At 61.3% G+C, this 21,449-nt stretch carries 17 protein-coding genes and 1 tRNA gene; 5 read left to right on the top strand and 13 right to left on the bottom strand.

The annotated features are described in order from the left end of the window. The first annotated feature begins 102 nt into the window (after nt 1-102). Nucleotides 103-2,601, top strand: a complete 2,499-nt coding sequence (locus AC1DUY_RS10170) for an ATP-binding protein (protein WP_478113941.1) — start codon at nt 103-105, stop codon at nt 2,599-2,601. A 103-nt stretch (nt 2,602-2,704) separates the two neighbouring features. On the opposite strand, the gene AC1DUY_RS10165 is transcribed toward AC1DUY_RS10170, so the two are convergent. The 12 genes from AC1DUY_RS10165 to AC1DUY_RS10110 all read right to left on the bottom strand — a co-directional run bounded on the left by AC1DUY_RS10165 (nt 2,705) and on the right by AC1DUY_RS10110 (nt 15,398). Continuing rightward, nucleotides 2,705-2,794, bottom strand: a tRNA-Ser gene (locus AC1DUY_RS10165). A 225-nt stretch (nt 2,795-3,019) separates the two neighbouring features. Then, a complete protein-coding gene (locus tag AC1DUY_RS10160) occupies nt 3,020-4,492 on the bottom strand; it encodes a trehalose-6-phosphate synthase (RefSeq protein ID WP_478113939.1) in 1,473 nt (490 codons plus the stop codon). Nucleotides 4,493-4,648: 156 nt separating this feature from the next. Further along, nucleotides 4,649-5,464 carry a trehalose-phosphatase gene (gene otsB / locus AC1DUY_RS10155; RefSeq protein WP_093758174.1) on the bottom strand — a complete coding sequence of 272 codons (816 nt, stop codon included), beginning with the start codon at nt 5,462-5,464 and terminating at the stop codon, nt 4,649-4,651. A gap of 10 nt (nt 5,465-5,474) precedes the next feature. Beyond that, on the bottom strand, nt 5,475-6,929 hold the full coding sequence (locus AC1DUY_RS10150) for an MFS transporter (RefSeq protein WP_231081268.1): 1,455 nt from the start codon (nt 6,927-6,929) through the stop codon (nt 5,475-5,477). A gap of 214 nt (nt 6,930-7,143) precedes the next feature. Continuing rightward, nucleotides 7,144-7,869, bottom strand: coding sequence for a GntR family transcriptional regulator (locus AC1DUY_RS10145; protein WP_478114058.1), 726 nt, complete (start codon nt 7,867-7,869; stop codon nt 7,144-7,146). Between the two features lie 11 nt (nt 7,870-7,880). Then, nucleotides 7,881-8,279: an oxalurate catabolism protein HpxZ gene (gene hpxZ / locus AC1DUY_RS10140; protein ID WP_089263511.1), complete on the bottom strand. Its 399-nt coding sequence runs from the start codon at nt 8,277-8,279 to the stop codon at nt 7,881-7,883. Between the two features lies 1 nt (nt 8,280). Further along, nucleotides 8,281-9,696, bottom strand: a complete 1,416-nt coding sequence (locus AC1DUY_RS10135) for an AtzE family amidohydrolase (protein WP_478113937.1) — start codon at nt 9,694-9,696, stop codon at nt 8,281-8,283. Further along, the gene (locus AC1DUY_RS10130) at nt 9,686-9,865 is read right to left on the bottom strand and encodes a DUF4089 domain-containing protein (protein WP_231078813.1); all 180 of its coding nucleotides are present in this window, start codon (nt 9,863-9,865) and stop codon (nt 9,686-9,688) included. Before AC1DUY_RS10130 ends, AC1DUY_RS10135 begins: the two co-directional genes overlap by 11 nt. A gap of 20 nt (nt 9,866-9,885) precedes the next feature. Beyond that, nucleotides 9,886-11,607, bottom strand: coding sequence for a dipeptide ABC transporter ATP-binding protein (locus tag AC1DUY_RS10125; protein WP_478113935.1), 1,722 nt, complete (start codon nt 11,605-11,607; stop codon nt 9,886-9,888). A gap of 10 nt (nt 11,608-11,617) precedes the next feature. Further along, nucleotides 11,618-12,538 (bottom strand): ABC transporter permease, encoded by a 921-nt coding sequence (locus AC1DUY_RS10120; RefSeq protein ID WP_478113934.1) that lies wholly within the window; start codon nt 12,536-12,538, stop codon nt 11,618-11,620. Nucleotides 12,539-12,548: 10 nt separating this feature from the next. Beyond that, nucleotides 12,549-13,562, bottom strand: coding sequence for an ABC transporter permease (locus tag AC1DUY_RS10115; RefSeq protein WP_309942071.1), 1,014 nt, complete (start codon nt 13,560-13,562; stop codon nt 12,549-12,551). 216 nt (nt 13,563-13,778) lie between these two features. Continuing rightward, nucleotides 13,779-15,398, bottom strand: a complete 1,620-nt coding sequence (locus AC1DUY_RS10110; RefSeq protein ID WP_478113931.1) for an ABC transporter substrate-binding protein — start codon at nt 15,396-15,398, stop codon at nt 13,779-13,781. Nucleotides 15,399-15,717: 319 nt separating this feature from the next. On the opposite strand from AC1DUY_RS10110, the gene AC1DUY_RS10105 reads away from it, so the two are divergent. From AC1DUY_RS10105 to AC1DUY_RS10090, 4 genes are all read left to right on the top strand, one after another. After that, nucleotides 15,718-17,787: a TonB-dependent receptor gene (locus AC1DUY_RS10105; protein WP_478113929.1), complete on the top strand. Its 2,070-nt coding sequence runs from the start codon at nt 15,718-15,720 to the stop codon at nt 17,785-17,787. Nucleotides 17,788-17,916: 129 nt separating this feature from the next. After that, complete coding sequence (exbB, locus tag AC1DUY_RS10100) at nt 17,917-18,702, top strand: tonB-system energizer ExbB (protein ID WP_478113927.1); 786 nt, start codon at nt 17,917-17,919, stop codon at nt 18,700-18,702. 3 nt (nt 18,703-18,705) lie between these two features. Beyond that, complete coding sequence (exbD, locus tag AC1DUY_RS10095) at nt 18,706-19,143, top strand: TonB system transport protein ExbD (RefSeq protein ID WP_089263503.1); 438 nt, start codon at nt 18,706-18,708, stop codon at nt 19,141-19,143. Further along, complete coding sequence (locus AC1DUY_RS10090) at nt 19,140-19,991, top strand: energy transducer TonB family protein (protein ID WP_089263502.1); 852 nt, start codon at nt 19,140-19,142, stop codon at nt 19,989-19,991. The genes exbD and AC1DUY_RS10090 overlap by 4 nt, the downstream gene beginning before the upstream one ends. Nucleotides 19,992-20,030: 39 nt before the next feature. Here AC1DUY_RS10090 and ugpB read toward each other — a convergent pair whose 3' ends face one another. After that, a complete protein-coding gene (ugpB, locus tag AC1DUY_RS10085; RefSeq protein WP_478113924.1) occupies nt 20,031-21,353 on the bottom strand; it encodes a sn-glycerol-3-phosphate ABC transporter substrate-binding protein UgpB in 1,323 nt (440 codons plus the stop codon). Between the last annotated feature and the right edge of the window lie 96 nt (nt 21,354-21,449).

Raw genomic sequence — 21,449 nt, 5'->3', positions numbered from 1 at the left:
AGCCCGTCCCGGTGGCGACCACAAGACGGCACAGCATCTTGCGGCTCAGGACCGACAAGGGCATTGTTCCCGCAACGAGAAGCTGTGCTGTGGGGACGTTCAATGTCTAACCTGATCGAACTCGCAGCTGATAGGCTCGCGAAGCTCGAACCAGAAATTAGGGCTGCGCTTGATGCAGAACCCAATGAAGCCGACACGCGCCTTAAGGTGCTTGATCGGTTCCTATTTGAAGTTCTTGGTTGGCAACGCGATAGCTCGGTCCTCGCCGAACCGCCCACGGCCTCCGGTTACATCGACTACCTACTACGCGTTGGCGAGAACGTTAACGCCTTAGTCATTGAGGCCAAGCGTCACGGCAAATTAGAGCCGACGACCAAGTCCAGCGAAGTTATGCATGTCAGTCTCTCCGGCCCCGTTGTGAAGCCGCTGATACCTGGCATCAAGCAGGCAATGGCCTACGCACTGGAGCAAGGTGTCCCAGTCGCTTGCGTCACTGATGGCAACACTTGGCTGTTCTTCAAGGCGTCCCGAACAGACGGCAAGCGCCCGATGGACGGCAAGGGCGTCCTATTCCCCGACCTCGCCTCTGTGACGGCGAACATGGGCAAGTTCGTAGAATTGCTGAGCCGAGGGGCCATCGTTGATCGCCTACATCTGGCGCACATCAACGAAGCTGAAGGTCTACGCATACCAGACACAGAGCAACAGTTCTATGTGATGGACCCGGCTGACGCACGTATGCGTAAGCGCGACGAGCTGGCAAGCGATGCGGCGTTGCTGTTCTCCCAGTTCTTCTCGCGTATGTCGGACGACAAAGACAAAGAGATGCTGCGCGACTGCTTCGTCGAAACCCAAGAGAGCCGCAAGGCAGATTTCGAGTTAGAAAAGCTCATCCAGCGCGTGATGAATAACATCACAGCGCTCAACACCGGCGAAGGCGGTGCACTTCAGGAAGAGATGGAACGCACTATTCGGGTCAAAAGGTCCGAAACTGTGCTGATCGTGGGCAACAAGGGCTCGGGCAAGTCTACCTTCATTGATCGCTTCTTTGAGCAGGTCCTCCCGCTCAGTATGCGTGAGAAGTGCGTGGTGGCTCGGGTCGATCTTGAGGACTACCACGGCGACCCCAACATGATCGTGGGCTGGGCCATCGACCGCCTGCGGACGGTTCTTGAGAAGAAAATTTGCGCCAACGACCCGCCGTCCTACGACGACCTAATGGGCATCTTTCACTGGGAATACAAAAGGCTGTCCGAGGGGTCGCAGCGCCACCTCTACGCGCAGGACAAGGAGCAATTCAAGATCTTCTTCGGCAACCATATGGAAGAGCGCCGCGAGAAGAACCCGGACGAATATGTGCGCTGGCTGTTGAAGCGGGCGAGCAACGGCCTCGACAAGCTGCCGTGCCTCATCTTTGACAATACCGACCAGTTCGCACCCGGTATTCAGGATATGGTCTACCAGCTCGCTCATTCGTATGAGAGTGCGGGAGTGGTCTTCAACCTCGTACCCATCACCGACCGAACGGTGTGGCGTCTGTCGAAGGACGGTGCGCTGCAGAGCTATTCGTCGCGCAGCTTCTATTTGCCCGTGCCCGAAGCCAAGGAGATCATTGCGAAGCGCGTTGAGTTTTTGAAGGCGAAGGTGAACAAGCCCGGCGACGCGGCGAAGACCTACTTCTCCCGGCTTGGCTTCCAAGTGCAGATCAATGACCTTGCTATGCTCGCGGAAGCGGTCGGCAAGGTCTTCCTCGAGAGCGACTATGTGTCAGGGCTGCTGGGGCGTCTTGGGAACTTCAACATCCGTGTCATGTTGCGACTCGCCGAACGCATTTTCTTGTCGCCAGAAATCAAGATCGACGAAATTATCAAGTCGAAGTTCGGGGGCGAGAGCGTAACGGCCGACCGTCACAGGACACACCGCGCCCTTCTCAAGGGGGAATACGACCGCTTCAGCGAAGTCGAGAACGAGTTCGTATCTAACCTCTTCTACACCAACCCCATGCGGCCTGCGTCACCACTATTAGCCTTCTATTTGCTCTGGATAATGCGGCAACGCCTGAACAGCGTCCGCGATGAGGGCATTGAGAGCAAGCATTGGCCAGTATCAGAACTGTGCACCTTCTTTGAGGGCTGTGGCGTCGCAGACGAGCTTGTAATGAAGGCTCTGAACCGCTTGTACGAGCGTCGGCTGATCGAAGCTTTGGACCCTAACGTGAAGGCTATCGGCGTCGGCGACAGGGTAGCCATCAAAGACAGCGGTTTAGCCCACCTTGATCTTGCACTGGGGTCCACACCCTATGTCGAGCAGATCGCCCTCACCACCGGCGTCAATGAACTCTTTGTTCGGGACGAGATGCGCAAGAACAATTACCCGCATGGGTTGGACAATGTCCGACATACCTTCGTGCGGTACTTGCTGAAGCAAGATACCGGACGCCTCACGATCCCCGCGAACAGGGTCTACGACCAGATCAGGATGGCTCGGCGGCAGATCGAGGCGTTAACGCCGACCCACCGTAGCAGAGGGCCGGAGACTGGCCGAACGGAACAGCTTGCTCGTCCGACGACCCAGAAGCATAGACCCCGCCAAAAAAACTAACGCTTAATTTGGGGGACACATCGGGGGGCATTTTGGGGGACACCGCGCAAACCGCTCAATTTAAGTTATTGATATTACTCAACTACTGAAGAGGCAGGAGGAGTGGCGGAGAGAGTGGGATTCGAACCCACGGTACGGTTTCCCGCACACACGCTTTCCAAGCGTGCGCCTTAAGCCACTCGGCCATCTCTCCGGCGCGCCTTCTCATGACGGGCCGGAGCGAGATTTGCAAGGGACCGCCGGCTCGGCCCGGCGGTTTTTCTCAAATTATTGAAGGATATAGGGAATTCCGGGGAGCCTTGGCGCCACCTGCCCGTCCTGGCGAGCGGCGAATCGGCTTGCGATGCGTCGGCACAGCAATCCCCGCGCTAGCGCGCCGCGGGGGGACCTCCCCATTTCGCCTGGGCGGCGCCGCGGCTCAGTGGAACCGGCTACCGACCCCAGCGCCCAGCGATTGGACCGGCCAGAGTACGGCCGGCTCAACCGGCAGCGTTTCCACCGGCGTCTTGTCATTGGCGACATGGGCCTGCTGAAGCGCCTCGACGAAATCGGCGAACCAGTCCTGGATGGTGCCGGCGCGCAGCTTCGCCATCATGGCTTCCCAGCGCATCCGGCGCTCCAGCAACGGCATCGAAAATGCGGTCGCGATGGTGCGCGCCATGCCGTCCACATCATGCGGATTGACCAGCAAGGCCGTATCGAGCTCGTTGGCGGCGCCGGCATATTTCGACAGCACCAGCACACCGGGATCGACCGGGTTCTGTGCAGCGACATATTCCTTGGCGACCAGATTCATGCCGTCATGCAGCGGCGTAACGAGGCCGACCTGCGCGGTGCGATAGAGGCCAGCGAGCACCGTCTGGCTGAAGCCCTTGTTGAGATAGCGGATCGGCGTCCAGTCAACTTCGCCGTGACGCCCGTTAATATCGCTCACCAGCTTGGCAAGCTGGTTCTGCAGATCGCCATAGGCCTCGATCGTGCCGCGCGACAGCGTCGCGATTTGCAACAGCGAGACCGAGCGCTTGAGCTGCGGCTGCCGCGTTAGCATGCGATCGAACGCATCGAGACGATTGACGAGACCCTTGGAGTAATCGACGCGATCGACGCCGATCGCGAGTTTCTCGCCGTTCAGGCTGCGGCGCAGCCGCGACACATCTGGATGCGACGCCGCCTTGGCGGCATGCGCAGCAAACTTCGCGGGATCGATGCCGATCGGAAATACCGCACAGCGCGACACGCCGTACCGCGACATCACCACACCACCCGTCGTGTCCAGGCCGAGCTCGCCATCGACATAAGACAGGAAGTTGTCGCGATCACCTTCGGTCTGGAAGCCGATCAGATCGTAAGCGAGCATTGCCTCGACCAGTTCGCGATGATGCGGTACGCCGCCAAAAATATCGCGTGCCGGCCACGGCGTATGCAGGAAAAAGCCGAGCGGATGCGTCACGCCAAGCCCGCGCAATTCTGCGCCGAGCGCAAGGAAATGGTAATCCTGAATCCAGAACGCGGTATCGGGCTTGCGGAACCGCAGCAGCGCGCGCGCGAAGAACGAATTCACTTCGCGATACGACTGATAATCATCGTGCGACGTGCAAATCAGGTCGGTACGGGAATGCAGTGCAGGCCAAAGCGCCGAATTGGCGAAGCCTTCGTAATAGCCACCGTAATGCGCGGCAGGCAGATCGAGCATTGCCAGCGCACCGGCACCAAGCGCCTCGATTTCGGCAAACGGTTCCTTCTGCGCGCCATCACGCACGCGGCCGCTGGAACCCACCCAAATCGCGCCAGATTTCTCCACCACGGGCAGCAAGGCTGCTGCCAGACCGCCGGTCATCGGCTCATTCGCCGAAGCGCGCGATACTCGGTTTGAGACTACGACGAGATTCACAGGGTCCCCTCCTGATTGCACACATTGATAAACGTCCGTTCATCAATATGGTTCCTCGTCACCATTCGACCCAATTGAAACCAAATTCGGGCACGCGACGATGGAACTCACCTTTCAGTGAGTTCCATCTGCATCGGTATCAAGACATGAGCTGAATCACTTCGATTTCGCCGCATCGTCGATCAGCAAGCGCGCGAGCCATGCGCGCACATCGCGCGGCTCGTCGAAGTGACCCGATACGCCTTGCGCACGGCGACCGACGGAGAATGCGAGACCATTCATGCCGGGCATGATCGCAAATACCGATTCATCGGTGACATCATCGCCGATGAAGATCGGACGGCGCCCGCTGAACGGCTCATGCGTCATCAATTCGATCACGCCCGTCGCCTTGGTCACACCAGCCGGCTTGATCTCGCAGACAGCCTTGCCGGGCAGCACTTCGATCGGCGCATTCGGCAGATCGGCACGGATCGCGGAGACCGCATCATAGATCGCCTTCTCCGCATGCGGCGCGAGGCGATAATGCAGCGCGAGCGCATAGCCCTTGTCCTCGAGCAGAATGCCCGGGCTCAACTTCGCAATGGCAGCAAGGCGACGCTTTAATTCCTTGTCCATCGGCGGCGCGCCTGACGCTACCGATTCATTGTCGCCTGACAATCGCATTTCGGCGCCATGACCGCCGACGGCAGGAAACTGCATCGGCGCAAAGATCAGATCGATATCGTTGATCGAGCGGCCCGAAACGAGCGCCATAGCGCCATTCGTGCGCTGCAGCAGCTTGCCCATGGACGTCGCCAGATCCGGCGGCACCCATACTTCACGCGGCGTCGGCGCCAGATCGAGCAGCGTACCGTCGATATCGAGCAGCAGCGCACATTCGCTAAGCCGCGGCAATTCCGCACCCGGATACAGTACCTCTTCGGAGTGCGGCGCATCGTCGACATGAATTTCGATAATTTTCTGAGACATGTTCATCAAGTTACTCCACCACGGCCAGCGGCCGTGCAACTGATTCAAGCGGCTGGCGTTCCGCCGCGACGGCATAGCGCCAGCCGACAATCGCAGCCACGATCATCAGAACAGCGCCAAACAGGTAGCCGGCAAACACGCTATTGCGCGACCCGGTATCGATCAGCACGCCAAACAGCGCCGGGCCGGCAACGCCGCCGATCCCGGTGCCGATCGCGTAGAAGACAGCGATCGCCAATGCGCGCACCTCGATCGGGAACGTCTCACTGACGGTGAGATAGGCCGCACTCGCCGCCGGCGACGCAAAGAAGAAGATGATCATCCAGGCGATGGTCTGGGTCTGTGCACTCAACACATCGATCGAGAACAGATAGCCGGAGATCGCAAGCAAGATGCCCGACATGCCGTAGGTCACCGCAATCATGACGCGACGCCCGAGCGTATCGAACAGCCGGCCGAGCAGCAGCGGTCCAAGAAAATTGCCTGCGGCAAACGGCAGGATATACCAGCCGACATGGTTGGACGGGATACCGAAGAAATCCGTCAGTACCAGCGCATAGGTGAAGAAGATCGCGTTGTAGAAAAACGCCTGCGACGCCATCAGCACGAGTCCGACCAGCGACCGCTGCCGATACAGCACGAACAGTGTCTGCGCGACCTCCTTCAGCGGCGTATGATCGCGCATCGTCAGCCTGATCTTCGGCAGCGCGGCCAGAACCGACGGCTTGGCCTTCTGATGCGCGGAGATTTCGATCTCAGCCACGATCTCTTCGGCGCGCTGCGGCTGACCATGGATCATCAGCCAGCGCGGGCTTTCCGGAATCCACATCCGCATGAACAGCACGATGAGACCCAGAATAGCACCGGTGAAATAGGCCAGCCGCCAGCCATAGGCTTGCGAAATCACTGCGGGGTCCAGCAGGACAATGGCGCAAACGGCGCCCATTGCAGCGCCTAACCAGAAGCTGCCGTTGATCACCAAATCGGTCCAGCCGCGATAACGCGCCGGGACGAGCTCCTGAATCGTTGAATTGATCGCGGTATATTCCCCGCCAATGCCGGCGCCCGTCAGGAATCGAAACACGGCATAGCTGGCAAGATTCCATGACATCGCCGTCGCGGCAGTCGCGGTGAGATAAAGCGCAAGCGTAATGAAGAACAGCTTCTTCCGGCCGATGCGGTCCGTCAGCCAACCGAAGCCCAGCGCGCCGATCACAGCGCCTGCAAGATAGGCGCTGTTGGCGAAGCCGACATCGAGATTCGAGAACCGCAGCGCCGGATCTTCCTTCAGCGCGCCGGACAGCGCCCCCGCCAGGGTCACCTCAAGGCCATCGAGAATCCATGTAATACCGAGCGCCAGGACAACCCGTGTGTGAAAGCCGCTCCAGCGCAGCGCATCCAGGCGCGCAGGAATGTCAGTTTCGATGATACGATCCGAGTCAGAAGCTGGCGTCTGGCCCGGCATCGGGGAAGCCGCGATATCCGCGCTGCTCAGATAAGCCATGCCGCCTTGCTCCTGAGCATTTGCTCGCTACCCCCATGGACAAGCGGAAATCGACATCAACGCGAAAAGCCCGAAACCTTGCGGTGACGGGTGATTCAGCGCCAAAGGGTCACATTCTACGTGGACCAATCCACGAAGAACGCGTTGGTTCCCATTTTATGCGGGGAATTGGGACCTAGAGCGAAACGGCGTAATGCTCGTATTCGCCGCGCACCAGTTCGATATGGGCGCGCATCGCCGCGGCGGCGCCGTTGCGATCGCCGCGCATGATGGCGACGACGACGCGGTCATGCTCAGCCTGCGACTTGGCAAGACGGCCGAGATTGCGGAACTGCGCGCGCCGGAACGGCTGCACCCGCACCCGGGTCGCCAGCGTGATCTCGGCGATATATTCGTTCTGCGAACCCGCATAGATCGCGTTGTGAAAACGCTCGTTCACTTCGTGGAAACGATCCGGATTGCCGTCATAGCTCAGCACCCGCAGCTCTTCGTGAATGGCCTCCAACCCGTGACGTTGCACGGCCGGCATCCGTTCTGCGGCGAAGCCGGCACATATCGCTTCGAGCTCCGCCATCGCCTCGAACATCCCGGTGAGGCGATCGATCGACGGCTGCGCCACCACGGCGCCACGATGCGCGCGCGAGTCGACAAGGCCGCTGGCCGTGAGCTGGCGCAACGCTTCACGAACGGGCGTGCGCGAAACATTGAAACGTTGTGCCAGATCGGTTTCGTCGAGCGGTGTGCCCGGCGCCAGCACGCCGCGCACGATCTCGTCGGCCAGTTGCAGGCGGAGTTCTTCGGCGCGCGTCATCTTGCCGGTGATAGTCCCGGCACGGTCAACCCGGCTGACCGGCCCGGCGATGCCCGCCTTGCGGCGCGGCTTCCCCGGCTGGATCAGCATGTCGTCGAAACTCATCCCTTGGCGCCCTGCGGTTCGTCGATCAGGCTGACAGACGCCGCCACGATTCGCCAGCCTTCCGGAAAGCGGATCCACGTCTGCATCTGTCGACCGACCTTACCCGGAGCCGTGTCGCGATAAAATAGCGTCGAGGCGACCGCAGTGTCGCGGCCATAGGCGGAAATCACCGTGCGCGCAGTGCGGCGCATCAATCCGACCGGCGAGCGTGCACCGCGAAAGGCTTGGATCTCGTCATAACCGTAGAGGTTTTCGCCCATGCCGTAACGGAGCGTCCGCGGATCGTTGCGAAACAACTCGCCGAGCACCGCCGTGTCGTTGGTCGTCAACGCCTTCTCATAGCGTGCGAAAGCGGCGCCCACTTCGGCGATGACGTCCGGCAGATCAATGTCCATGTCAGAACCCTTTTGCGCGGGGCGCGGCAACGACGCCGGCCCGCTCCAAAGCATAAGCGACGCGCAGCGCGATGTCTTCCCGCCACGGCGCCGCAATGATCTGCACACCGATCGGCATCGGATCGAGCGGCACGGGGACGGCGACCACGGGCAGACCGATGAACGAAATCGGCTGGGTGTGGATGCCGATATTGGCCCGCACCGGCAGCTCGATGCCGTCGAGCACGAAAGTCGCCTGACCCAGTTTCGGCGCGATGCAAGGCGTTGCCGGCGCGATGATCACATCGACATCCCCAAACAGTTCGAGCACCTTCGCGCGGTACCAGCGACGGAATTTCTGCGCGCGATCAACCAGCGGCGCCGGCACCATGGCGCCGGCCAGCAACCGGTCTCGCACCGCCGGGTCGAAGTCATTGGGCCGTGTCCGCAGACGGTCCAGATGCAGCGAGGCGCCTTCAACGGTCGAGATGACGTAGGCCGCCGAACGCGCGCGGGCGACCTCGGGCAGCTCGATGTCGCGTGTGACGCCGAGCGCCTTCGTGACACGCGCAACCGCCTCCTGGGCCTCCGGAAACAGGTTCTTGCGGAAGTATCCGCCGGCCGCAGCGATGCGGAGAGAGCCGATATCCTGTCCGAGCAGCGCCGTCACCGACTCGATGGCGCGGGTTGAACACGCCGCATCCTCGGCATCGGGTCCCTGCATGGCATCGTAGGACAGCGCGAGGTCCTCGACCGATCGTGCGAACGGGCCGAGATGATCGAAGCTCGCGACAAACGGAAACGAGCGCGCCCGCGACAGCCGGCCGTAAGTCGGCTTCAGGCCGAAGATACCGCAAAACGACGACGGCACGCGGATCGATCCGTTGGTGTCCGACCCCAAGGCAAGCGGCACGAGAGTGCCGCCGACTGCGCCCCCGGAACCGCCCGATGAGCCGCCGGTCATCCGGGTCACGTCATGCGGATTCCGCGACGGGCCGTCATGAATATTCTCGCCCGTAAAATCATAGGCGTATTCGCCCATATTGAGCGCGCCGACCAATACGGCGCCGGCCGCCTCCATGCGCTCAACCAGTGTCGCATCGCGGGTCGAAGCTGGACGATCGCGGTTGATTTTGGAGCCGGCGCGGGTCGGCAGGCCGGTGACATCGAACAGGTTCTTCACGGCGAATGGCACGCCTGCGAGCGGCCCTACGCTTTGACCCGCAGCAATAGCGGCATCCAGCGCCTTGGCCGTGGCGCGCGCGCGATCGGCGGTGACATCGGTGAATGCGTTCAGGACCGGATTGTGCTGCGCGATCCGCGCGAGCGCAGCTTCGGTGACAGCGAGCGCCGAGATCTTCTTCGCGGCAACCGCCTGGGCGATTTCGGAAGCCGGGCGCCAGTCGCCTTCGGGGGTGATGACCGGATCAAGCTGCATAGATGCTCGCCGGCTCGGTTTCATCTGGCAGCGCAAATTCGTCGACCATTTTGGCCATTTTCAGCGTCACTGCTAGATTGGCACGGACGGATGGCTTCCACGCATCCTCGATCGGCAGCGCCAACGCCCCGGCGACGGCGTCGATATAGTCATCAAGCGGTTCGGCCACGGTCCCTCTCTCGATCTGTCTCAATGAACCGGCAGCGGCGGATGCGGGATCGCCGACAGCAGCTCCTTCGTGTAGTTGTCCTGCGGCGCGTCCAGCACGGCCTCGGTCAGGCCCTGCTCGACGATCCGCCCCGTGCGCATCACGATGACACGATCGCACAACAAACGCACCACATTCAAATCGTGCGATACGAACAAATAGCTCATCCCCATCGACTGCTTGAGATCCTGCAGCAGGTTCAGCACCACCGCCTGCACCGACACGTCGAGCGCCGCCGTCGGCTCATCCAGGATGATCAGCTTCGGCTGCAGCGCGATGGCGCGGGCAATGCCGACACGCGCCTTCTGGCCGCCGGACATCTGGTGCGGAAAGCGATCGAGCAACTCGAGCGGCAACCCAACCTGTCGCGCGAGGTCTTCGCATTTTGCACGCAATGCATCGGAGCCCTTGATATCGCCGAGCTGCATGATCGGATCGGCGATGGCCCGCGCCGCCGTGAAACGAGGATTCAGGCTGTCCGTGGGATCCTGAAACACCATCTGGATGCTCTTGCGCAGCGGCAACCGCGCAAAGGAATTCGGCGCCATCTCGCCGATCTCGTCGCCATCGAACGAGATACGCCCCGAGGTCTTGTCGATCAGTCGCATCACCATCATCGACGTCGTCGACTTGCCGCAACCGGATTCGCCGACAAGACCGACGCTCTCGCCATGGCCGACCGTAAAGCTGATGCCATCGACAGCACGAAACTTGTCCGGCTCGGTCGGCGGCTTGCGCGAGAACAGTTTTGCCAGAGAGGCGGTTGCGCCCTGGCGAGCATATTCCTTGACCAGATTTTCGACCACCAGCAGCGGCTTTGCGGCAGTATCGGCGCTGACACTGTCAGCAATCGGCTGCTGCACTGGCATCGCCGCGCGTTCTTCGGCCGGCAGCAGATCGCGCAGCGAGACGCCAAGCCGGGGCGTCGCTTGCATCAACTTCTTCGTATAAGCGTGTTTCGGATTGGCGAAGATATCGGCCGACAGTGCCGTCTCGACCACCCTGCCCTTTTCCATAACCACGACACGGTCGCAATAGGCAGCGGCAAGGCCGAGATCATGGGTGATCAGGATGGTCGACATGCCGCGACTCTTGGTAAGCTCGACGACGAGATCCATCACCGCCTTCTGCGTGGTGACGTCGAGACCGGTAGTCGGCTCGTCAGCGATCAGGAGCTGCGGATTACAGGCCAGCGCCAATGCGATCACGACGCGCTGGCACATGCCGCCCGAGAGTTCGAACGGATAGGCGTGATAGCGCTCGCGCGGACGTGCGATCTTGACCTGCTCCAGCGCCTCGATGGCTTTCTCCGCACGGTCTGCGCTGCCGGCCTGCGCATGCTGGCGCAGCACATCCTCGATCTGGTCACCGACCTTGCGGATCGGATTCAGCGCCGCCCGCGGGTTCTGGAAGATCATCGAGATTTCGCGGCCGCGCAGGTCGCGCATCTGGTTCTCGGTTGCGCCCTTGATGTCGACACCAGAGAACATCACCGATCCTTCGGCGATCTTTCCAGCGCGATCGAGAATGCGCATCACCGCATAGGACGTGACCGACTTGCCCGAGCCGGACTCGCCGACGATGCCCAGAGTTTCGCCCTTGGCGACGGAGATATTGACGTGCTGCACCGCCTTGACGATGCCGCGCCGCGTGGCGAATTCGACGGTGAGATCGCTGACGTCGAGAAGCGGTTGAGCGGTCATGTCCGGGCCCTCAGGTGCGTCGCTGCGGATCGACGATGTCGCGCAGACCGTCGCCGAGCAGGTTGAAGCAGAACACCGCGACCATCAGCGCGAGACCGGGAAACAGTGCGATCCACCATTCGCCCGACACCATGAAGGACGCGCCTTCGGCGACCATGATGCCCCATTCCGCGGTTGGCGGACGGACACCAAGACCGATGAAGGACAGGCCCGCGGCATTGAGAATCGCGTAACCCATGGTCAGCGACATCTGGACGATCATGATCGGCATGATGTTGGGCAGGATATGCACCAGCAGGATGCGCATCTCGCTATTGCCCGACAGCCGCGCCGCCTGCACGAAGCCCGCTTCGCGGCGGACGTTCGCCTCGGCGCGCGCGACGCGCGCATAGAGCGGGAAATTCACGATCGCCGTGGCAATGATGATGTTCTGCACGGTGTTACCGAGTGCTGCGACAATACCCATGGCCAGCACGAACAGCGGAAATGCCATGATCGTATCGGCGATACGGCCGACGATGCGATCGGTCCAGCCGCCGAAATAGCCCGAGGCTATGCCGGCGAGGCCGCCCATGGCGAACACCAGGATGACCGAGGCAATCGCTATGAAGAAGTCGAGCCGTGTCGCGACAATGACGCGGCTGAAAATGTCGCGGCCGAGCTGGTCGGTGCCGAACCAGTGCGCCGCGGACGGCGCCTTCAGCGCCTGCGCCGTGTCGCTGGCGAGCGGATCGTAAGGCACGATATAGGGACCGAACAGCGCTGCAAACACGATCAGCACCAGCAGGCCGAAAGCAAAACCCGTGACGCGGTTCTCGCCCAGGATGTAGCGGGTGTGCGACAGCGTCGCGGCAAAGCCGGACGTACGCTTTGCGGGCTCAGGTTTCGGCGCGGGAACGGCTTCGGAATCGACAGGCGTGACAGCGTTCATGGTTTACACCTCACCCTTCCAGCCGCACGCGCGGATCGATCACGCCGTAGAGAATGTCGATGATCAGATTGATCAGCACATACATGACGGCCATTGTCAGCACGAAGCCCTGCACCGGTGCGAAATCCGACGAGATTAGTGCTTCGACCGCGTAAGAGCCGATGCCCGGCCAGGCGAAAACCTTCTCGACCAAGACGTTCGCACCGAGCAGGAACGAGAACGTCATCGACAGYGTGGTGATGACCGGCAGCATGGCGTTACGAAAGGCGTAAGTGACGATCACAGCGCGTGGCGACAGTCCGCTGGCGCGGGCCGTTCGCACGAAGTCCGATGACAGGATCGCCAGCATCGACGCGCGCGTCATGCGCGCGATCGGCGCCAGCGAGAAGATCGCCAGCGTCGCTGTCGGCAGGATCAGTTGGTTGAAGGCAGACCTGAAAGCTTCCCAGTCACGGGCGATGAGACTGTCGATCAGATAGAAGCCGGTCACGTTGGGCGGCGTCGATGCGAACACATCCAGTCGTCCGAGCGGAGCCGGCGACCAGCCCAGCCTGAAATAGAAGACATAGACCAGTACCAGGCCGGTGAAGAACACCGGCAGCGATACGCCGGCCGTCGTCGTCACCCGGCAGAGATGATCGATCCACGAGCCCGGCCGGGTGGCGGCGAGAATGCCGAGCGGAATGGCGATCATGACCGAGACCAGCAGACCCAGCAGCGTCAACTCGGCCGAGGCCGGCAGGCGATTGCGAATTTCAGTCGCCACCGGTTGGCCGGTCGTCAGCGAGTTGCCGAAATCGCCTTTGGCCAGATCCGCCGTATAGCGGAAGAATTGCTCGATCAGCGGTTTGTCGAGACCGAGCTTCTTGCGGATCTCCTCAATGGCCTGCTTGTCCGCCGACGGCCCCGCGAAATAGGCGGCGGGATCGCCGGGCAGCGCGCGCGTCAGCAGGAATGTGACGATCACGACCCCGATCAGGGAGGGGATCGCGAACATCAGTCGTTTGCCGATCAGGCTGAGCATGGTGCATGCCTCGTGTTCATCGACGTAGTTGCAAACAAACTCAAGGCGCCCCCTCCCCCCTTGCGGGGGAGGGTTGGGGAGAGGGGGAGCACCAAGCGCCAGAGTTCGTGGCTCCCCCCTCTCCCGGCGCTTCGCGCCACCCTCCCCCGCAAGGGGGGAGGGGACGATAGAACCGCCCCGTCATCGAACCAGGCGAGCTTCCTCGCACCCATCACATCACGCCTTCACGAGCGCGCGATAGTCGAGTCGACGGTGGAACCAGTACTGGTAGCCGGAGATGTTCTTCTGCATCGCCACGTTGACATAGGGCTGATACAGCGGGATTCGCGGCACGTCAGTGAAAGCGAGATCGACGAAGCCCTTCACGTCGGCATCGTAAGCCGCCTTATCGCCGGTTGCAGCGGCGGTGCGCGCGCCGTTGATGAACTTGTCCATCTCGGGCGACTTGTAGCTCATGGTGTTAAACACCGAATTGTCGCCGTGATAGCACCAGTAGAAGAAGTATTCGGGGTAATCGAGCCAGCCGGAGAACACGTTGGTGTAGAGCGGCATCTCCTTCTTGTTCAGCTCGGTGCGCCAATTGGCGCCGGGGATCTTGTTGATGGTCGTCTTGATGCCGATCTGGCCGAGGCTTTCCTGCACCAGCACACAGAGCGGCTCGTTGACGACGGCAAAGCCAAGATCGAATGAGATCGTGGTCTCGAAGCCGTTGGGATAGCCGGCCTCGGCCAGCAGTGCCTTCGCCTTGGCCATGTCGGTATTGTATTTATGCGGCTGCGGCCATGCGACTTCGGTCGGCTTGTCGGCTGATGCGCCGTACATCGGATTGGCGAGACCGAACAGCACGGCATCGACGATCTTCTGGTAGGGCAGCGCATAGGCCACGGCTTGGCGCACCTTCGGATTGTCGAAGGGCGGCTTGGTGACGTTCATACCGATATACTGGATGCCGTTGGAGAACGGCAGCGACACGACATTCATCTTGCCGTTGGCCTTGATCTCCTGGAAATCCTTGTAGGGCAGTTCATAGGACATATCGGCATCGCCGCGCTCGAGCAGCGCGCGCCGGTTGCCGGCCTGCGGCACCATGCGCCAGATCACGCGCTTGATCTTCGGCATCGGGCCGGAGACCCAATCATCATTGCGCTCGAGGATGACTTCGGTGCCTGCCGTCCACTTGGTCACCTTGTAGGCTCCGCCACCTGCCGTCTGCATCTTGGTGTATTCGAGCCCCCACGGATCCTTCTCGGTGGCGTTCTTCTTCACCAGCTCGGAATTGATCACGCAGGGCACGATGACCGCGAGATCCGGAATCGTCAGGCGATCCTTGGTGGCGAAATCGACGCGCACGGTGTGATCGTCGACAATGACGAACTGCTCGGGCTTCTTCAGCGATCCGGCGCTCATCTGGAAGGTCGGAAAACCGCCGACGCTGACCGAACGATCCAGCGACCACTTGACGTCCTTCGCCGTCACCGGCGTGCCGTCGTGAAACTTCGCGTTCTTGCGCAGCTTGAAGGTCGCCGACATGTCGCTGATGGTCATGTCCTCGGCGAGTTCGGGCTTGAACTTGTCGCGGTCGTAATAGGGCACGCCGCCGGGGCCGGCCTTCATCTCGTGGCCGATCAGGCGGTCGTAGCAATTCCAGGACACTTCATAGCCGGGCACATTGGTGCCCACGCCATGGATATCGAGGTTGTTGGGGCCGCTTTCGGAGACGATCAGCAGGGTTTCGGATCGGGCGTCTGCCTTGGCGGACGAAAAGATCGCCGGGCCGGAGACCATGGCGCCGGCCGCGGCGCCTGTGGCGGTTTTCAGAAAATCACGACGCTTCATTCTGGCTCTCCCCAAGGGCGCGAGTGGATCGGCTTGGGAACAGACATCGCAAACTTCGTGCCAGAGCTTAACGAACACCTAATGCGCGCCTAGGCATCTGATAAACCTTGCATTTCCGCGACGCCTCCGACGGTCAGCATCGCCAGAGACTCAGTCACGTTGCATACAAAGATATTGATATGCATAAAATTTAGACCACTCCGCGTGCTTGCCCGGTCATTACTCGCCCGATTCCGGCTTGACATAAACGGCTTACGTCTCCTTATTGCGAATAGTTCGCATTAGCATTCGCATCAGATCAGTAACCTTGGGGAATGGCGTGAGTTTGAGGTTGTGGGCGTCGATCACGGGAGCAGCGTGCCTCTCATCAATCTGGATTGGAGAGGCGAAGGCCCAGGAGGGGCAAACGCTGTCGGAAATCGTGGTCAGTGCCGAGCGGCAGAAGGAAGCAGACGCCTTCCAGTCCACCACCCTGCTGACCGGTGATGCCCTCCAGCGCACCACCTCGGCCTCCATCGCCGACTTGCTGGCAACCCAGCCGGGCGTTGCGGCATCGACCTTCGCGCCGGGCGCGAGCAGGCCGAATATCCGCGGTCTCGACGACTATCGTGTCCGCATTCAGGAGAACGGCATCGGCAGCCAAGACGCCTCGGATTTCAGCCAGGATCATCAGGTCCCGGTCGATCCGCTCTCCGCCGACAAGATCGAGGTGATCCGCGGTCCCGCAACGCTGCGCTATGGCAATCAGGCCATCGGCGGCGTCGTCAATGCCAGCAACAATCGCATTCCGGAAAATCTCGTGCCGGACAATTTCAGCGCGCGCATCAAGGGTGGCGGCTCCTCGGTGGATAGCAGCATCGACGGCGCGGCCAGCATCGATGCGTCAGGCAACAATGTCGCCATTCACGTCGATGCCTTCGGCCGCAGCGCCGGCGATTACAGAATTCCCGGCGGCGGCGTGCAGGCCAATACGAGGCTACGCTCGGAAGGCCAGTCGGTCGGCGGCTCTTACATCTTCGACGGCGGTTATATCGGCACCGCGATCCAACACATCACCAGCCTGTATCATATCCCAGGTATCGCTGAATCCGCGTCGCGGACTCGCATCGATCTCGAGCAGACCAAGGTGACCAGCAAGGGCGAATGGCGCGCGCCCAGCGACGGCATCGCCGCGATCCGCTATACGTTCGGCGTCAGCGACTACAAGCATGGCGAGCTCGGCATCGGCAGCAATGGTGTCGATGGCCTGCAGAACACCATCACCAACAAGGAAATCGAAGGCCGTTTCGAACTGGACCACGCCGCGGTCGCAACACCGCTCGGCGCATTGACCGGAAGCTGGGGCGTACAGGCCAGCAACCGCAAGCTCGGCACCGCGGGCCTGCTCGGCGGCTTGCTCGCACCGACCAACACAGACACCGTCGCAGGCTTCGTGTTCGAGCAATTGCAGCTCTCGGACACACTCAAATTCCAGGCCGCAGGCCGTATCGAGAGCCTGTCAGTATCCGGCATGGCGCCAATCTTCCCCAGCAATTTCCTGCCACCACCCGACACATTTTCCGAGACCGCAGCGACGCGCGATTTCACCCCGAAGAGCTTCAGCTTCGGACTGCTGAAATCACTGCCCTGGGATATGGTTGCCAATCTGAGCGTACAGCGTGCACAGCGCGCGCCTGCCGCGCCCGAGCTTTATTCGCGCGGCTCTGACGGCGCATCCGGCACTTTCGTCATCGGCAATCCGGATCTGAAAATCGAAACCGCAGAGTCGGTCGAAGTCGGCCTGAAACGCAGCAGCGGCCAGCTTCGCTTCGAGGCCAGCCTCTACTACACGCGCTATCTTGATTTCATCTTCAAGCAGGTGACCGGCAACTTCTGCACCGATACTTTCGCAAGCTGCGGCGCGACCGGCCCACTGCTGCAAGTGGCCTACGGTCAACGAGATGCGAACTTCCGCGGCGCCGAGCTGATGGCACAACTCGACGTGACGCCGCTCAGCGACGGCATGCTCGGAATCGACACCCAGTTCGACGTGGTTCGCGCGACCTTCGCCGATGGCAGCAATGTTCCGCGCATCGCACCGATGCGCGTGGGCGGCGGCATCTGGTGGCGCGGCGCCGAATGGTATGCGCGCCTGGGCGTCCTGCATGCATTCACGCAGAATGACATTGCGCTCAATGAAACTTCGACGGCCGGCTACAACTTGCTGAAGGCTGAGGTGAGCTATACCCACACATTCGCGAAGGTCGACGGCGGCCTGCGCGACATCACCTTCGGCGTGACCGGCGACAATCTGCTCGACGAGCAGGTCCGCAACCACATCTCCTTCAAGAAGGCGGAGGTGTTGCAGCCCGGACGCGGCGTGCGGCTCTTCACGAGTATGAGATTTTGAGCCCAATGACCTTGGAATCGCTCCAGTTTGGGCCTCAACTCGGCCTCCAGAGGGCGACATCGTTCACATGCGAAGGTATTCTTCGCCATCATCTCCCATTGCAAACTTCGACCGACGGAATGCAGCCCTATGACAAGATCCTGGTCTCCCATTGCAACCGTATTGGTGGCGGTTAGCGGAACGGCGGCGCTTCCGCAGTTTGCCGTAGCTGCGACCACGGACGCGTTGCTGCCGCATAATCTGTCCCCATGGGGCATGTTCATGAACGCCGACATCGTGGTGAAGGCCGTGATGATCGGGCTTGCCATCGCCTCGCTGGTGACCTGGACGGTCTGGCTCGCAAAGACCATCGAACTCAACCGCGAAACGCGGTCCGCCAAACGGCGGCTCGATATACTGGAAAGCGACACGACGCTAGCCCAGGTCGAGCGCGATAGCGCCAACGCCCGCGATCCCGTGGCCCAGCTCATTCATTCGGCGGTGCGCGAGACTGCCCTCTCCCATGGACTGTTCGATGACGGCTTCAAGGAGCGCATTGCGCTTCGACTTGAGCGCGTCGAACAGGCGATGTCGCGCCGGATTTCCCGCGGCATCGGCGTCGTCGCAACGATTGGTGCGACTGCACCCTTTGTCGGCCTGTTTGGAACCGTCTGGGGCATCATGAACGCCTTCATCGGCATTTCGGAAACCAAGACCACCAACCTCGCCGTCGTCGCGCCGGGCATCGCAGAAGCCTTGCTCGCGACAGCACTCGGTCTTGTCGCAGCCATTCCGGCCGTGGTGATCTATAACCAGCTCGTTCGCAACATCACGACTTACCGTGCGCTACTCGGCGATGCCTCCGCACAGGTCATGCTGCTGATGAGCCGCGATCACGGCCGTCGCGGAATGCCGATCTCGCGGGCGGCGGAATAGATCATGGCTGCAAGATTAGGTGGACGCTCAGGCGGCGGTGACGACCTCGAGGTCAACCACGAAATCAATGTGACGCCTTTCATCGACGTGATGCTGGTTCTGCTGATCATCTTCATGGTGGCGGCGCCGCTTGCAACGGTCGATCTCGGTGTCGATCTGCCGGCAAGCGCCGTAGAACCACAGCCGCGCCCCGACAAGCCGGTCTTCGTCACCGTCAAGCCGGACCTGACGATCGCCGTCGGCGAAGACATCATCCCACGCGATACGCTGAGTGGCACGCTGGATGCTGCGACCAAGAACAACAAGGACGAGCGCATCTTCCTGCGCGCGGACAAGGTCGTGAGCTATGGCGATCTGATGGAAGTGATGAACCTGCTGCGTAATGCAGGCTATCTCAAGATCGCGCTGGTCGGCCTCGACGGACGAACCTCTGCGCCATGAACGTCTTTGCGCTACATGCGCCGACCGACAGCGTCGGTCTTCGCTGGACCGGGTCGGCGATCGCTATCGTCGCGATCCATGCCGGCCTGATCGCCGCAGGCATCTGGTGGTACCATCAGCCGAACCCGCCGGGCGTTACGATGCCGACCATCATGATCGATATGGCGCCGGCCACCGCTGCGCCCGAAACGCAGCCGCTGGATATCGCGCCCGGCCCCGAGATGCAGCAAGCGGAAGCGCCGTCCGAGCCGCCGCCCGAACCGGTTCAGCAGAAGCAGGTGGAAGAACAGATTCCGCCGACGCCGCTGATGGAGAAGCCGGTCGTCGAAGCGCCGCCCGAGCAGAAGACCGAGCCGACGCCTCCCCCGCCCGAGCCCGCCAAGATCATTCCCGATCCGCCAAAGCCGGTGCCGGAAAAGCCCAAGCCGAAGCCGATACGCGCCGAGGTCAAGAAGAAGCCCAACGATACGCCGGCTACACCGCAGACGACCGCAGCACCGCGCGCAGAACGCGTTGCGCCTGCAGCATCGGCTGCAGCGGCCGGTGCCTCGAGGGCAGCGTCTGCGTCTTACAATCAGCTCGTTCAATCACACTTGCAACGCTTCAAGCAATTTCCCCAGAGTGCACGCACCGGTCAGTCAGGCACGGCAGTCGTCAGGATCGCCTTTACACTCGATCGCAGCGGTCGCGTGCTGTCGTCCCGCCTCCTGGGATCGTCGGGAAATCAAGCGCTCGATGCCGAAACGCTCGCCATGGTTCGTCGCGCGCAGCCATTCCCGGCATTTCCGCCGGAGAAGACCGGCGGTACGGAGGCGTTCAACGTTCCATTGAGATATGATCTACGTTAGCGACTAACGAAGATCATATGCGCCGCGACCGGGCAGATATCACTGCACCGGATTGGCGCGCTCGAACTGGCGCAGCAATTTGTTGCCGCGCTCTGCTGCAGCGTCGAGTGCCTCCTGCGCAGGCTTCTTGCCACTGAAGGCTTGCTCCAGCTCATCCTCGATGGCGTCACGGATCAGCGTGAACGAGCCGAGGCGCAATCCCTTCGAATTCTCCGTCGGCGCTTTGAGGGTGATCTGTTCGATGGATTTCACGGTGCCCGGGTTGCGGTCGTAAAAACCCTGCTGGCGCGTGAGTTCATAAGCGGCGCGCGTGATCGGCAGGTAACCCGTCTTCTGATGCCAGGTCGCCTGCACTTCGGGCTGCGAAAGAAACGCAAAGAACTTCGCGATGCCCTTATATTCTTCGCGCGGTCGATCCCGCAGCACCCAGAGCGTTGCGCCGCCGATGATCGAATTCTGCGGCGCGGCCGTGACATCCGGCCAGTACGGCATCATGCCATAGCCGACCTCGAATTTCGCATTGGCGAGAATGTCGGCGCGGGTGCCTGACGAGCCCAGAAAAATCCCGCATTCGCTCTTCTGAAAGCGTGGCTCAGCCGCTGTCGCACGGCCGCTATAGTCGAAGACCTTGGTCTTCTGCCATTCGGCAAGTTGCGTAATATGCCTCACCATCAGCGGATTGTTGAAGGTGAGCACCGCATCCAACCCGCCAAGGCCATTGGACTTGGTCGCCACCGGAATGTTGTGGAATGCCGAGAAGTTCTCGACATTGATCCATGATGGCCAAGCCGTGGTGAAGCCGCAAACCGCGCCTGCCGTCCGCAATCGCTTGGCAGCGGCGCCGAGTTCCGGCCATGTCCGCGGCGGCTCGTCCGGATTGAGCCCGGCGGCACGGAACAGATCCTTGTTGTAGTAAAGGATCGGCGTCGACGCATTGAACGGGAAGGACAGCATGTTGCCGGCCATGTCGGTGTAGTAGCCCGTAATGGCTGGCAGATAGGCTGACGGATTGAACGCCTCCGCCTGATCGCGCATCAGCTCATAGACGGGATAGGTTGCGCCTTTGGCGGCCATCATGGTGGCCGTCGCGATTTCGTTGACCTGGACGATGGCCGGCTGGCTCCGGGACCGGAAGGCAAAGATCGCCGCCGTGACGGTCTCGGTATAGTTGCCCTTGTAGACCGGAACGATGCGATAGCCCGTCTGCGTGGCGTTGAAATCCGCGGCCAGCTTTTCAACGTGCCGCCCGAGTTCTCCGGACATCGCGTGCCACCACTGAATGTCGGTGGCGCGTGCGGGCGTCGCCGTCTGGCTGACTGTCATCACGAGCGCGAGATATCCGAGCGCCGCCTTCAACTTCATTTCATTCTGCCCTTACAACGCCGTCGGCTGCCGGCCCGCTGTGCTAATCATTCTTGTTGGGAGGCCAAAGCTTCCGCCGCCCAATAAAATAATGAT

This window comes from Tardiphaga sp. P4_G1, from assembly GCF_056401215.1.
This window is presented reverse-complemented; position numbering and strand designations above follow the sequence as displayed.